14 protein-coding genes and 4 tRNA genes are annotated in these 13,613 nt (G+C 39.6%); 5 read left to right on the plus strand and 13 right to left on the minus strand.

Annotated elements, in window-relative coordinates:
* Positions 1-142: 142 nt before the first annotated feature.
* The 11 genes from rplL to DNK85_RS07865 all read right to left on the minus strand — a co-directional run bounded on the left by rplL (position 143) and on the right by DNK85_RS07865 (position 5,315).
* The gene (rplL, locus tag DNK85_RS07815) at positions 143-517 is read right to left on the minus strand and encodes a 50S ribosomal protein L7/L12 (protein WP_119329025.1); all 375 of its coding nucleotides are present in this window, start codon (positions 515-517) and stop codon (positions 143-145) included.
* A 45-nt stretch (positions 518-562) separates the two neighbouring features.
* Positions 563-1,081: a 50S ribosomal protein L10 gene (rplJ, locus tag DNK85_RS07820; protein ID WP_119329026.1), complete on the minus strand. Its 519-nt coding sequence runs from the start codon at positions 1,079-1,081 to the stop codon at positions 563-565.
* Between the two features lie 242 nt (positions 1,082-1,323).
* Positions 1,324-2,019 (minus strand): 50S ribosomal protein L1, encoded by a 696-nt coding sequence (gene rplA, locus DNK85_RS07825; RefSeq protein WP_119329027.1) that lies wholly within the window; start codon positions 2,017-2,019, stop codon positions 1,324-1,326.
* On the minus strand, positions 2,019-2,453 hold the full coding sequence (rplK, locus tag DNK85_RS07830; RefSeq protein ID WP_119329028.1) for a 50S ribosomal protein L11: 435 nt from the start codon (positions 2,451-2,453) through the stop codon (positions 2,019-2,021). Before rplK ends, rplA begins: the two co-directional genes overlap by 1 nt.
* Positions 2,454-2,567: 114 nt before the next feature.
* On the minus strand, positions 2,568-3,191 hold the full coding sequence (gene nusG, locus DNK85_RS07835) for a transcription termination/antitermination protein NusG (RefSeq protein WP_119329029.1): 624 nt from the start codon (positions 3,189-3,191) through the stop codon (positions 2,568-2,570).
* 10 nt (positions 3,192-3,201) lie between these two features.
* Positions 3,202-3,618 (minus strand): preprotein translocase subunit SecE, encoded by a 417-nt coding sequence (gene secE, locus DNK85_RS07840; protein ID WP_119329030.1) that lies wholly within the window; start codon positions 3,616-3,618, stop codon positions 3,202-3,204.
* Positions 3,619-3,699: 81 nt separating this feature from the next.
* A tRNA-Trp gene (locus DNK85_RS07845) sits at positions 3,700-3,775 on the minus strand.
* A 29-nt stretch (positions 3,776-3,804) separates the two neighbouring features.
* A complete protein-coding gene (gene tuf / locus DNK85_RS07850) occupies positions 3,805-4,989 on the minus strand; it encodes an elongation factor Tu (RefSeq protein ID WP_119329031.1) in 1,185 nt (394 codons plus the stop codon).
* 33 nt (positions 4,990-5,022) lie between these two features.
* Positions 5,023-5,098: transfer RNA gene (locus tag DNK85_RS07855), tRNA-Thr, on the minus strand.
* Positions 5,099-5,144: 46 nt separating this feature from the next.
* Positions 5,145-5,218, minus strand: a tRNA-Gly gene (locus DNK85_RS07860).
* A 12-nt stretch (positions 5,219-5,230) separates the two neighbouring features.
* A tRNA-Tyr gene (locus DNK85_RS07865) sits at positions 5,231-5,315 on the minus strand.
* A gap of 114 nt (positions 5,316-5,429) precedes the next feature.
* On the opposite strand from DNK85_RS07865, the gene DNK85_RS07870 reads away from it, so the two are divergent.
* The gene (locus DNK85_RS07870; RefSeq protein WP_162896606.1) at positions 5,430-6,035 is read left to right on the plus strand and encodes a DUF4124 domain-containing protein; all 606 of its coding nucleotides are present in this window, start codon (positions 5,430-5,432) and stop codon (positions 6,033-6,035) included.
* 9 nt (positions 6,036-6,044) lie between these two features.
* Here DNK85_RS07870 and DNK85_RS07875 read toward each other — a convergent pair whose 3' ends face one another.
* Entirely contained in the window at positions 6,045-7,517 is a 1,473-nt protein-coding gene (locus DNK85_RS07875; protein ID WP_119329033.1) for an ATP-binding protein, read from the minus strand.
* A gap of 694 nt (positions 7,518-8,211) precedes the next feature.
* Between DNK85_RS07875 and DNK85_RS07880 the strand changes: the two genes are divergently transcribed.
* The 4 genes from DNK85_RS07880 (at position 8,212) to DNK85_RS07895 (ending at position 12,061) form a co-directional block, all read left to right on the plus strand.
* Positions 8,212-9,243: a sigma-70 family RNA polymerase sigma factor gene (locus DNK85_RS07880; RefSeq protein ID WP_235842411.1), complete on the plus strand. Its 1,032-nt coding sequence runs from the start codon at positions 8,212-8,214 to the stop codon at positions 9,241-9,243.
* Between the two features lie 145 nt (positions 9,244-9,388).
* Positions 9,389-9,724 (plus strand): hypothetical protein, encoded by a 336-nt coding sequence (locus DNK85_RS07885; RefSeq protein ID WP_119329034.1) that lies wholly within the window; start codon positions 9,389-9,391, stop codon positions 9,722-9,724.
* A 184-nt stretch (positions 9,725-9,908) separates the two neighbouring features.
* A complete protein-coding gene (locus DNK85_RS07890; protein WP_119329035.1) occupies positions 9,909-11,180 on the plus strand; it encodes a citrate synthase in 1,272 nt (423 codons plus the stop codon).
* Positions 11,181-11,248: 68 nt separating this feature from the next.
* Complete coding sequence (locus tag DNK85_RS07895) at positions 11,249-12,061, plus strand: alpha/beta fold hydrolase (protein WP_119329036.1); 813 nt, start codon at positions 11,249-11,251, stop codon at positions 12,059-12,061.
* A 106-nt stretch (positions 12,062-12,167) separates the two neighbouring features.
* Here the strand turns inward: DNK85_RS07895 and DNK85_RS07900 are convergent.
* On the minus strand, positions 12,168-13,613 hold a 1,446-nt coding region (locus DNK85_RS07900; RefSeq protein ID WP_162896607.1), incomplete at its 5' end, for an FG-GAP repeat domain-containing protein.

Below are 13,613 nucleotides of genomic sequence, written 5' to 3' on the forward strand. Positions count from 1 at the left end.
TAAATCATGCCAAAAGTTTGGAAAACTTTATTTATCTGCAATTTACAGACACATCTACAAATGCTATTTGTTAGATAGCAGAAAAGGCCAACAGATAAAATACCTGTTAGCCTTTACTTTTTAACTCAAAATAATCGTTTGATTACTTAAGCTCAACCTTAGCACCAGCTTCTTCAAGCTGTTTTTTAAGTGCTTCAGCATCATCTTTAGAAGCGCCTTCCTTGATAGTGAAAGGAACACCTTCAACAGCATCCTTTGCTTCTTTAAGACCTAAACCAGTTGCTGCACGAACAGCTTTGATCGCGCCAACTTTATTAGAACCTGCATCAACTAAAACAACGTCAAATTCAGTTTTCTCTTCTGCAGCAGCAGCGTCTCCTGCAGCAGGTGCTGCAACTGCAACAGCAGCTTGTGCAGAAACACCGAATTTTTCTTCCATCATTTTAACCAATTCACAAACATCCATCACGCTCATTTCAGCAACTGCATTTAGGATATCTTCTTTAGTAATAGCCATTATATACTCCTATTAAATAATTTATTTCAAAAACGAAAAGTGGTTTTATTTTGCATCACCAACAGCAGCGAATACACGAACAGCTTGCGCTGGAATCTCATTAGCTGTACGCACAAACTTGGTAACAGGTGCAAGTAATACATTGCACAATAAGCCAAGTGCATCGTTTCTGCTTGGAAGCTTAGACATTTCTTCTAGCTTATCCGCACCAAACAACTCACCGCCCATTGCTAAGTTCTTCACCTCAAAAGCTTTATGATCTTTCATAAAGTTTTTGAATAATTTAGCAACCGCACCGGGTTCCTCTTTCGAGAAAGCCAAGACTAAAGGACCGACAAGCGCATCATTCATGCACTCAAACTCAGTTCCTTTAAATGCGATTCTTGCTAAGTTATTGCGAACAACTTTCAAATATACACCTGATTCACGAGCCTGTTTGCGTAAATCACTCATTTGATTCACCGTCAAGCCACGGTAATCAGCTACCGCTGCAGACAATGCCAAGGATGCCTGTTCGGCAACTTCTGCCACAATCGCTTTTTTATCTTCAAGCTTTAGCGCCATTAGCTAATCCTCTTGTTTTTGTCTACGTTATTATTTAATACGATGTTTGAAACCAAATAAAAAATTATTCTCTTCAAAGGTCACACGCACCGTCTGCGTAGGAAATTAAGCGATCTTGCAATCACACCTACGGTCTTTGACATCACTGACTTAACATGACATTAAGTAGCGACCCAAAGAAACTTGTTTAAGTCCTTAGCAGCAGGAAATCGCGCCAAGGCACACAAAAAAGGCTCGTTATCTTAAACCTCGATTGTGCTCATGTCAAGCATAATCCCAGGACCCATTGTACTGGATATTGTGATCTTTTTAATATAAACACCTTTTGCCGTCGCAGGCTTAAGTTTTTTAAGATCTGCCAAAAGTGTTTCTAAGTTTTGTTGCAAAGCTGCTGGTTCAAAATCTGCTTTACCTATGGTCGTATGAACGATACCTGCTTTATCGACACGGAAGCGTACTTGACCTGCTTTAGCGTTAGTAACCGCTTGAGCGACATCAGTGGTTACCGTACCCACTTTAGGGTTTGGCATTAAGCCCTTAGGCCCAAGTATTTGACCTAACTGACCAACAACACGCATTGCATCAGGTGTTGCAATCACAACATCAAAATCCATGTTGCCTTTTTTAACTTCAGCTGCCAAATCATCCATACCAACGATATCAGCACCAGCTTCAGTTGCTTTGGTTGCATTTTCACCTTGCGTAAATACAGCAACCCGAACCGTTTTACCTGTACCGTTTGGCAATACAGAAGCACCACGCACAACCTGATCAGATTTACGCGGATCAACACCTAAATTTACCGCAACATCGATAGACTCTTTAAATTTAACTTTTGAAAGCTCTTTTAAAAGGTTGAATGCATCAGTTGCCGGATAAGCATTTAGTCTGTTTACTTTCTCAGACAAAGCTTTCATTCTTTTTGATAACTTAGCCATTACTCAACCCCCTCAACTTTAAGACCCATGCTACGCGCACTACCTGCAATTGTTCTAACTGCCGCATCTAAATCTGCCGCTGTTAAATCAGGCTCTTTGGTCTTAGCAATTTCTTCTAGTTGCTCACGGTTAACCGTTCCTGCAACATCTTTTGACGGGTTAGAGCTACCAGATTTAATCTTAGCTGCTTTCTTCAACAGGAATGAAGCAGGTGGTGTTTTCATAGTAAACGTAAAACTTCTATCACTATACACAGTAATCACTACAGGAACTGGCGCGCCTTGTTCCATCTTCTGTGTTTGTGCGTTAAAAGCTTTACAAAATTCCATGATATTCACACCGTGTTGACCCAACGCTGGACCAATCGGAGGACTAGGATTTGCTTGCCCTGCTTTTACCTGAAGCTTAATGTAAGCTTGTACTTTCTTTGCCATTATTTACTCCTATTCTGGGTATAGCGCTATGTGAATCCATAGCTCCCCTATTGTTTTTGCCTAATGCTCAGCATCAGGCACCTCATATTACTGATTCAAATCAGCAACAAACTCTTAAGCATCTTTTTCGACTTGCGAAAACTCAAGCTCAACCGGTGTTGAGCGCCCAAAGATTGAAACGGCGACATGTACGCGCGATTTTTCGTAGTTAATTTCTTCAACCACACCGGTGAAGTCAGCAAACGGACCATCTAACACACGAACGACCTGACCAACTTGAAAAGTAGTACGTGGCTTTGGCGCTGTTTTATCCGCACCCATCTTCAACGAACCAAGAATTCTTTCAGCTTCAGCATTGGTAATCGGCATTGGTCGTTCACTGGTGCCTCCAACAAAGCCGCTAACACGAGGCGTACGACGCACAAGCTGCCAAGCAGCTTCGTCCATTTCCATCTGTATTAAGACATAACCTGGAAAGAATTTACGCTCACTTTTACGCTTTTGCCCAGCCTTCATTTCAACCACTTCTTCGGTTGGAACTAAAATCTTACCAAAAAAGCGCTCTAAACCTTCTAGCTTTATTTTCTCTTCAATTTGGGATTTCACACGCTTTTCATAACCTGAATAAGCCTGAATAACATACCACCTCTTCTTGCTATCACTCTGCACTTGTGCAGCTGATTGAGCAGCCTCTGTTTCGACATGCGCGTTTGGCACATCTTTCTCATCTGCAGACATAAACAACCTCTTAACTTAATATCGCTTGAATAAGGTGCATAAATAGCATACCAACAAAATAAATAATCACTGATGCCACAGCAACAATTGCTAAAACAATCAATGTTGAATTAATCGTTTCTTGACGTGTTGGCCACACTACTTTGCGCATTTCCAACCTAGCCTCTAGCAAAAACTGCCAGCCTTTTGCTCCTTGATTTGTCTGCTTGCCAATCGCCAATAAGATTACAATGCCAACGATAATAAGCACCGCCATTAACGCTGATGATTCGGTAAAAAGCGAGAAATACATACTCGAAAAAACAATGATTGCCGCAATGACAACCATTAATAGCCACAACATCTTATTATTAGCGCTACTTATTTGACGCACATCAGCTTTTTTAGTGGTGGTTGTCCACACTTTTTTCGTTACTGAATCTTTCATCTAGAAGCCTCATTTCCCACTACAAACAAAAACGGCGTGCAATCTTAACACAGATTAACACGCCGTTCAAGTCAATTTATTTGGCAGGCCAGGAGGGACTCGAACCCCCAACTTGCGGTTTTGGAGACCGCTGCTCTACCAATTGAACTACTGGCCTACAAAACTAATATTGAGTTACTACTAATATTAAGCAAGAATCTTCGCTACAACACCAGCACCAACCGTACGACCGCCTTCACGAATAGCAAAGCGTAAACCCTCTTCCATCGCGATAGAGTTGATCAATGTAACAACCATTTTTATGTTGTCACCAGGCATGACCATCTCAACACCTTCTGGCAACTCAACTGAACCCGTTACGTCAGTTGTACGGAAGTAGAATTGTGGTCTGTAACCTTTAAAGAATGGCGTATGACGTCCACCCTCTTCTTTAGACAATACATAAACTTCAGCTTCAAACTTAGTGTGTGGTGTAATTGAACCTGGCTTACAAAGAACTTGACCACGCTCAACATCATCACGCTTAAGACCACGAATAAGAATACCAACGTTCTCACCCGCTTTACCTTCATCTAGAAGCTTACGGAACATCTCAACACCAGTAACCGTTGTCTTTTGAGTATTTCTAATACCAACAACCTCGACTTCTTCACCCACTTTGATAACACCACGCTCAACACGCCCAGTAACAACCGTACCACGCCCAGAAATTGAGAATACGTCTTCAATTGGTAACAAGAAAGGCTTGTCAGTTTCACGTTGCGGCTCAGGAATGTATTCATCAAGCGTTTTACCCAACTCAAGAATAGCATCAACCCATTTTTGCTCACCAGCCAAAGCACCCGTTGCTGACCCTTTGATGATTGGCGTGTCATCGCCTGGGAATTCGTATTGATCAAGAAGCTCACGCACTTCCATTTCAACCAATTCTAATAACTCTTCATCGTCAACCATATCACACTTATTCAAGAAAACAACGATATATGGAACACCTACCTGACGTGATAAAAGGATATGCTCACGCGTTTGTGGCATAGGGCCATCTGCAGCTGAACACACAAGGATCGCACCATCCATCTGAGCTGCACCAGTAATCATGTTCTTAACATAATCCGCGTGCCCTGGACAGTCTACGTGCGCATAGTGACGACTTGGCGTCTCATATTCAACGTGTGAAGTTGAAATAGTAATACCACGCGCTTTCTCTTCTGGCGCATTATCAATCTCATCAAACGCGCGAGCAGCACCACCATACGCCTCTGAAAGCACTTTAGTGATCGCAGCTGTCAAAGTTGTTTTACCATGGTCAACGTGACCAATTGTACCAACGTTAACGTGCGGCTTCTTACGTTCAAATTTTTCTTTAGCCATTATTTGCTCCAAAGTTTTATTAACAAACTCAACTGGTGCTCACAACCAGATTTGAACTGGTGACCTCTCCCTTACCAAGGGAGTGCTCTACCTACTGAGCTATGCGAGCTTCAATATTTTAAAAAATTAATATTACACTTTATAAATCCCTTTAATGGAGCGGGCGATGGGAATCGAACCCACGCTATCGGCTTGGAAGGCCGAAGTTCTACCATTGAACTACGCCCGCACTGGGAAATCGTGGTGGAGGGGGCAGGATTCGAACCTGCGAAGGCTGAGCCGTCAGATTTACAGTCTGATCCCTTTGGCCGCTCGGGAACCCCTCCAGCGTGCTGGCGACAATCATAGGGCTTTAGTTTTTAAAAATCAACTTTTTTTCATCGATTTTTTTGCCTATAATTTTATGCACCAGATTTTGAAAACATAAGCTGTTAAGACGCGTGCAAGTATATACGAAAGCAAAATCATTTTGCCAGCATTTTTTACTATTAATTATAGTTTTTTTGAGTCTCACAGCGCATGCTGAGATATATCAGTGGCAAGATAAAAATGGTAATACCGTTTTCTCCAACACGCCACCTGATGAAAACACCAACACAACAACTGTTGACACGAAAACGCTAAACATTATCGCTCAGACAAACACCACAGCTGATAATGAAGAAACAAAAGACAATGATAGCGAGGCATTACAAACAATGTCAGCTACGCTTAAAGAGAAACTTTCTGAACATATCAAAAATCAAAACAGCACGCTTAATATAAAAATCATATCCCCTGCCAACAACACGCACATTCATAACTTTTATCCTTTAATCCCTATTCAAACCTCCCCACCATTGTCAGCTAAGGCTAAAGTGATGGTAATTGCTAACGAACATGAAGGTAGTGCTGTTTATCAAAATAATACATGGAATATACCAAGACCTTTTCCTGGCAAGAACGATATTAGCCTTTATGGGAAAACCAAAGAAGGCGAGACTTTTTTTTCTAACTCAATTACCCTATATATTCACAACAGTCGTGTTAAGCAGAATGTCAAATAGTCTTTTAACTCATTGCACCACTTTACTCACAGGAAACTGCAGTACAATCGTCAAACCTTGACCACCTTCTGAGGTGCGCGCCGCTATCAGCCCATCATGCAATCTCACAATTTCCTTAACAATAGATAACCCAAGCCCGCTCCCTGCTTGTCCTGTCCCTGCTTCACGATAGAATCGATCAAAAATTCTCTTTTGTTTATCCTCAGCAATCCCGATTCCATTATCAACCACCTCAAATAATACTGCTGATTTTGTCACATAACTATATAAGATGACCTTGCCACCATCTGGTGTATAGCGAATGGCATTATCTATGAGATTTCTAAACAAAATATTCATCAATGTTTCACTTGCATAAACAACTGCTGCCGACTTACTTGGTAAAAATGCTAACTCAATGTTTTTATGCAAAGCCAAGAGTGCCAATTCTGCCAACTGATTTTCGGCAATTTTATTTAAGCTTACATTTTTTTTATCTGGTAAATCCTGTTGTGGTTCTAAACGGCTTAATGTAAGCAGTTGATCGATTATATAAAAATAACGATCTGCACCACTAATAATATTAGCAATGCGCTTTTTAATTTCGACCATATCATCCAAATTAAGCGCAACCTCAGCCTGCGTTTTTAATGCGGCTAATGGTGTTTTTAACTCATGTGCCGCATCTCCTGCAAAACGCTTCTCACGCTCCAACACTTTGCTGAACTTTTGAAATAAAATATTTAATTGATTTAACAGCGGGATCACCTCAGGTGGCGCTGTTTTAACGGCAATTGGTTCAAGTTTACGTGGATCTTTGACCGCAATTGCACGACGAATATCAGACAATGGACGCAAAGCCAACTGTACAACGACAAATATCGATAACAATAGAAATATATATAGCGTAATTAAATCCCATAAAGCACTTCGAAATAAATTTAAAAACATTTGATGTTTAAAGTCAGAGCTAACCAACACCACAATACGGTAAGGTTGATAGCGACTATTGATGCTAAACATATTCCACAACTTTGTCCCTTGTGGTGTTGTTAGCTTAACAGTTTGAAAACTATCAAGTTCTGCCTTTTGAAAAGTGGATACATCTGGCGACCCTGTTGAATGTAAGATCAAATTCCCACTGCGTCTATCATAAACCTGAAAGGCAAATGAGTCCTTATAAACATTATCAAACTGTGCAATCTTAGGTTTTAAATTTCCCGCAATATTCTCAAGTGTTGCCAAAGAGTTGGATTCGAGTAAGTCACTTAACTGGCGTTTTGAACTGTCTTTAATTGCTGCTGATAATAAGGCGTCTATCGCATTAGCACTGTTGACCATTTGCATTTTAAATAAATCTTCATTTTGTTGACGCATCTGATAGTAGTTAAAAACACCTAATATAAAGATCGAGCAGCTAATAAGTAAAATTAAACAGATACTTAAAAACTTTTGAATTGATAATCTATTATTAAGAAAGGTAAAGTAATTTGCGCGCTCCATAATACTCAAAATACCAGACAGAAAAAAGCTTCATATCATAAATAATTTACCCATCATATAATACTCACTGGAGGTAATCTAGCAAAACCGGCTGGGGCCTTGTAATTCAATACTCATAACGATGGAATAGTCATATTAAAAAAGGTCAATTATCTCTCAATTCATTTTCAGCAAAATAAATACTTATGCAGAGATTGACTATCATGCTTGCCATCTTCTTTACATTCAAGGTACGATGATCCACTGACAAAGACATAAAAATATCTGATAACACTTACATATATAGCCTACAGCAGATTCATCATTCTGCTCTTTCGCATATGAGCTGTTATTGCGATAATGTTAATAAGGTCATAAATCGGGTTTTGCAGCGAGACTACAAAAAGTCGATGCATACAGTTACCCATCGCAAATCATTTTGCGGTGTTTAGTTGTAAAGCAGTTTGTAATGACTCTGCTAAGTTGGATAACAGGCAATAGCTGCCCTTAGTAAGTAGAGCCCTTGGACTCTCATTTACTAAAACAATGCAATTATTCATTGTTTATTAACGCATTCGCTATTGCTAAAACCCAACTTGACAATAACGCGAAAGTGCAAGGCAAGAAATACTGTAAAATGGTTTGTGATGGGTATAACACCCTTTTGATAATAATAGCTCTAACCATTCTATGATAGGGTAATAAGGAGATAGACGTGTTACAATCAGCTAATAAACAAGATAAGTTTGACAATAAACCAAACAATATCGTTAACACGCTCAAGGACGATCACGTTAAAGACAGTGATAATGACGATATTGATAGTGATGATTATGCATTTGATAACACTGATGATGACGATGATACATCTAGCAATACTGAAATTGATGCGCATGATTTTTCACACGTAGACAATGATGCCACACGCATGTATCTCGTTGATATTGGCTTTAGACCATTGCTAACAAAAGATGAAGAGTTCTATTATGCCCAAAAAGTTCAAGAGGGTGACTTACAAGCGAAAAACATCATGATTGAAAGCAATTTACGTCTTGTTGTCAAAATTGCTAAACGCTACAAACCGCGTGGTAACAGTTTGAGTTTTCTTGATTTGATCGCTGAAGGCAATCTTGGCTTAATCCGTGCTGTTGAAAAATTTGACCCTGAGCTTGGCTGGCGCTTTTCCACTTATGCCACTTGGTGGATTCGTCAAAATATTGAGCGCGCACTATTAAATCATCAGCGAACAATCCGTGTTCCTGTCCATATATTAAAGGAGCTTAATGTCTATTTGCGTGCCGCAACTGAGCTGACCAAACTACTTGATCACGAGCCGTCCCCTGAAGAAATTGCCGAGTTTATTGACCGCCCTGTTGAGGATATTCGTAAAATTCTTACCTCAACTGTGCCGATGGACTCATTAGATGATGCCTATGATGACTCAAACCGCAGTATGCTTGAGACAATTGCCGATGAACAAACAAGTGACCCAGAGAATATTCACTTACATCAAAAAGCAGCACAATTTATTGATCAGTGGCTTGATGAGCTAAGTGACAACCAACGTGCTGTATTATCAATGCGTTTTGGCTTGCGCGGTTATGACATCCAAACACTTGAAGAAACAGGTACACAAATCGGACTGACGCGTGAGCGCGTGCGCCAAATACAGGTTGATGCGTTACGCCGCCTAAAAGTGATTGCTGCCGCTAATAATATTGATGCCAACTTATTCTCCAAACAATAATCATAAATCAACATTATAGCTCTGATAAGATTTTGTCATTTCTATTATGCACGGATAAAGCATAAACTGACCCTAACTTCTTTAGCACATGATGCAAAGGAAGCAAAGGAAGCATTTTGTTCATACATTTATCAGGAGAAATATTATGAAAGGCATTAAAAACATTGGATCTATTCTTGTTGTTATTGCAAGCATTCTAGGTGTTATTTTCGCAGCCACACTTATGAGCTACTCAGTTGCAATAGGCGTCTGGGGGATTATCTTATCTGCAGTTTCGTTACTGCTGGGTCTCTTAACGTTTGCTAACACCAAATCAACCGTAGGTACTATATTCGTTATCACTTTTATTCTAGCCATCATTACTGCAAGCTTCTCAGTCGCTGGTCTTGAAAAAAGTATGATCTTGCAGCTTATTGCAAGTATCATTGGCTTTATTGGGACTATTGCATTACCAAAATCATCATCTGCACACGCTGTTTAAGACTTACTATCCTTCCTAACTCTTTGGGTGTCTTTATTTGACAACCTTGGGGATATAAGCTTAAATATGCCTCAGAATTTTTTACTTACCTGCACAAACTAAAATAACATTAAAAACGCTCTTATTGGCTTTAGTCATGGTGGAGCTTTGTGCTATTTAAATGTGCCAAATCATGGAGATCAACATGTCTGAAACTGCTGTTTTAAATGTCCAACATAAAAATTTATCCCTAACCCTACCTATTCACACCCCTGTGCTAGGTCAACAAACCGTTGATGTATCCTCTCTCGTCAAAGAAGGTCTATTTACCTATGACCCAGGGTTTCTATCAACAGCAGCATGTTGGTCAAAAATAACCTATATTAATGGCAGTCAAGGAGTACTTTTACATCGCGGCTACCCGATAGAGCAATGGGTTGAGAAATCACATTACATGAACCTTTGCTATGCTTTGCTAAATGACAAGCTTCCAAGTACCGAAGAAATCAATGGCTTTAACCAACGCATTTTGGATAATATGTCAGCATGCAAACATATTGCTAACACAATCCAAGCCTTTCCACAAGACGTGCATCCAATGGCGCCACTAATGGCAGCAGTAAGTGTAATGTCTGCAGAAAATCAAAAAACAATGAATAAGAAAGACCCTGCACAACAAATAAAAATGGCGGAAAAAATTATTGCACGCATCCCAACACTTGTTGCAATGACTTACCGTCACCGCAATAATTTACCCTTTATGGCGCCTAAAAAATCTTTTTCATACGCTGAAAATTTTTTATATATGATGTTTGCTGATAATGAAAACTATCAGCCAGATCCATTAGCTGCACGCGCTATGGACACCATCTTTATATTACATGCAGACCATGAGCAAAACGCTTCCACCTCAACTGTGCGCCTTGCTGGCTCTACAGGCACGGACCCATACGCCGCTATTGTTGCAGGCATTGCTGCCCTTTGGGGACCGGCTCACGGTGGTGCTAATGAAGCAGTTGTTAAAATGCTTGAACAAATTGGTGATGTAAGTAATATCGAAAAGTTTATTGAGCGTGCTAAGGATAAAGAAGATCCGTTTAGATTAATGGGCTTTGGTCACCGCGTCTACAAAAACACTGACCCACGTGCAACAGCCATGAAAAAAGCATGTGAAAGCATTCTAAATCAAATGGGAGATAGTGATAACCCATTACTTCACATTGCTAAAAAACTTGAAACAATTGCTCTAAATGATACTTACTTTATCGAAAGAAAGTTGTTCCCAAATGTTGATTTCTACTCAGGCATTATTTTGAAAGCATTGAACATTCCAACTTATATGTACACACCAATTTTTGCTTTGGCGCGCACATCTGGCTGGATCTCTCAATATCTAGAAATGTATAACGATCCAGCAATGAAAATCGGGCGTCCACGCCAACTTTATATTGGTGAAAACAAACGAAACCTTCCATAATTATTGATTGGCTATATATCTTTTTTTCTTAGGTTTATTATACCGTTAACATCAGTTAAGGATAACGCATGACGCTTAAGAAAGTTTTCCGCGATAAGCGTGAAATTAATTGCCATTACTACAGTCATCATAACAGCCCGATAACGCTAATCTTTGTTCACGGGATGGGCGGACGCCAAACGCAATGGCGTCATCAGGCAATATTTTTTAAGCATTTTTTTAATGTTATTACATTAGACTTACCAGGACATGGGCAAAGTCCTATTATTAAAAACCATACTGAAAACCCTTACATGCTTGATGAGTATGTTAAAGATATTGCCTATGTTATTTCAAAATTAGGTAGTAAAGAAAATATCATAATTGGACATTCACGTGGTGGTGCATATGCTTATGCGACAGCCAAAAAGCATAGTTTAATCCTCAATATTACTCAACTTATACTGGTCAGCCCATCACCATGCACTAAGCTTGATGCTGAGAGCTTTTCTTTTTGGAGCCAATCTCTTTCTACCTTAGAAAATATTCGTGACAACATGAATCAGTTTTTCGCATCTTCGGGCTTCCACCCCGACACGCAACAAACACTTATTGATGAGCAAGTGAATGCCGGCAAAACCAATAACTTAGAAGTAATAAAAAAGTTAAACTTAGGAATGCAGGATCTTGAAAATACTGACAACTTCAATATTCCAACACTGCTAATTACCTCACCAGAAGATAAAATTGTTAGCGCTGAAAGCAGTATTAGCTTTTACCAAAACATCAACAACATCACATATGCTAGCATGAACAAAAGCGGGCATTTTGCTCCATTAGAAGAGCCTGAACGAATGAATAAAATCATTTTAACCTGGATACTTGAACTTTCCCCAGTTTAAAGACATACCCATCGTAAGTTATTTTGCAGAAATACTGTAAATTAGTCTCCGGCGGATATATAACGCAATTCCCTCAGCAATACGTCCTGTAAAATGCTTCAGAGGTTTATGATTTCTCAGTTTTATTGTTGTCGTTCTTAGCATTACCAAAATTTGCTAATAACTTCGCCTTTGCCAACTCTACTTTATACCTTTGCTCATCCACATCATAGGTAGCATTTTTTTGTCCATCAACGCCATAATTCCCAACAAGCATTGCTTTAAGCTTTGATAGCATCCCTTCTTTTAGTTGCTCAGCGGCTATTGTCATATTAGTTTGCTCAGGCATGCTTGCTAATGGTAATTGTATTTCCTTGGCAAATGTTTCCGCAATCAAAGGGTCTTTTTCTTTAAGATAGTTAAAGATTCGAACCATATGACTTTGGTCAAGCTGCTGATTATCAGCAACCATCCGAATGAGAAAGTCTCGCTCATCATCCTCTGAATCAAGAATCATTTGCGACAAAATTTGGGTAATCTCGCTCGAACCTAAAGATGAATCTATCGACTGAGCAATAACTCCTTTAACAACAAAGTCAAAAGGATTCCCCATACTTGATGCTGTGCCCACCATACCTGAAGCAATATTAGCAATCACCATAGGTGACTTTCTTGCTTCGATGGCTTGCTGAATAATTTGTCTTACAGCTAACTCACTCGAATAATCTACGTTGCCAACATTTATAAGTATATCTTTGATGGTGTAGCCTGCAATCATGGTCAAAACTTCTACTGGCTCATTTGCCCTTAAAGCCTCACCAAAATTCAATCGTACAATATCAAAGCTCAATTCATTACTCAAAGTCGGTAACTCTTGTGATTGAGTCGTTGCTTGATTAGCCACTTCTGCTATAGTAATATCCCTTTGTCCAGAGATCGTTTCAAGCGAATTTTCTACCACTTTATGCTTATTACTTCTATCCGTATTATCTATTAAAACATCTGGATTTTGTGTTGGTGCTGATATATCAACCCCTGCGTCCTTTGCTACTGATACCTTGTTGCCATCAGTAGTTTCAACCATCAATTGATTATCATTAACCACCACCTTTGATCCTGTTGTAATAAATGCATCAACTACGCCATTATTACCAAAATCAACACTGACATTTTCTTGGGACTCACCGTCTTTAACGGCAACATTCTCATTTTTTGGCAGAATCACAGTATTGTTTTGTGGTGTTGTCACCTCAAGTGTTTGACTTGATTTATCTTCAATAACCGTTGTGTCAGCCTCAGCAACTACATCTACTACGCCATCATTATCAAAGTCGATGTTTATTGTTCCATCAGTATTATCACTTATTGCAACTTCGTTATTTTCAGATACTGTAACCATACCATTTTGCGTCTGGATCGTCACTGTACCATCGCCATTTTGAATAATGGTTTGACCACTTGGTAAAACCACGTCAACCCCATCCCCATTAAAGTCAACGCTAACAGTGCCGTCACCATTGTCAGTAACAATTGCATTGTTGCCACCATTGACTGTTGCATCTATCGATCCATC

This window comes from Cysteiniphilum halobium, from assembly GCF_003574425.1.
Taxonomy (GTDB): domain Bacteria; phylum Pseudomonadota; class Gammaproteobacteria; order Francisellales; family Francisellaceae; genus Caedibacter; species Caedibacter halobius.

Coding starts and splice junctions, on each gene's coding strand:
- rplL (WP_119329025.1), bottom strand. CDS start 517: ATGGCTATTACTAAAGAAGATATCCTAAATGCAGTTGCTGAAATGAGC.
- rplJ (WP_119329026.1), bottom strand. CDS start 1,081: ATGGCGCTAAAGCTTGAAGATAAAAAAGCGATTGTGGCAGAAGTTGCC.
- DNK85_RS07890 (WP_119329035.1), top strand. CDS start 9,909: ATGTCTGAAACTGCTGTTTTAAATGTCCAACATAAAAATTTATCCCTA.
- tuf (WP_119329031.1), bottom strand. CDS start 4,989: ATGGCTAAAGAAAAATTTGAACGTAAGAAGCCGCACGTTAACGTTGGT.
- rplK (WP_119329028.1), bottom strand. CDS start 2,453: ATGGCAAAGAAAGTACAAGCTTACATTAAGCTTCAGGTAAAAGCAGGG.
- nusG (WP_119329029.1), bottom strand. CDS start 3,191: ATGTCTGCAGATGAGAAAGATGTGCCAAACGCGCATGTCGAAACAGAG.
- secE (WP_119329030.1), bottom strand. CDS start 3,618: ATGAAAGATTCAGTAACGAAAAAAGTGTGGACAACCACCACTAAAAAA.
- DNK85_RS07895 (WP_119329036.1), top strand. CDS start 11,249: ATGACGCTTAAGAAAGTTTTCCGCGATAAGCGTGAAATTAATTGCCAT.
- rplA (WP_119329027.1), bottom strand. CDS start 2,019: ATGGCTAAGTTATCAAAAAGAATGAAAGCTTTGTCTGAGAAAGTAAAC.
- DNK85_RS07875 (WP_119329033.1), bottom strand. CDS start 7,517: ATGGAGCGCGCAAATTACTTTACCTTTCTTAATAATAGATTATCAATT.
- DNK85_RS07885 (WP_119329034.1), top strand. CDS start 9,389: ATGAAAGGCATTAAAAACATTGGATCTATTCTTGTTGTTATTGCAAGC.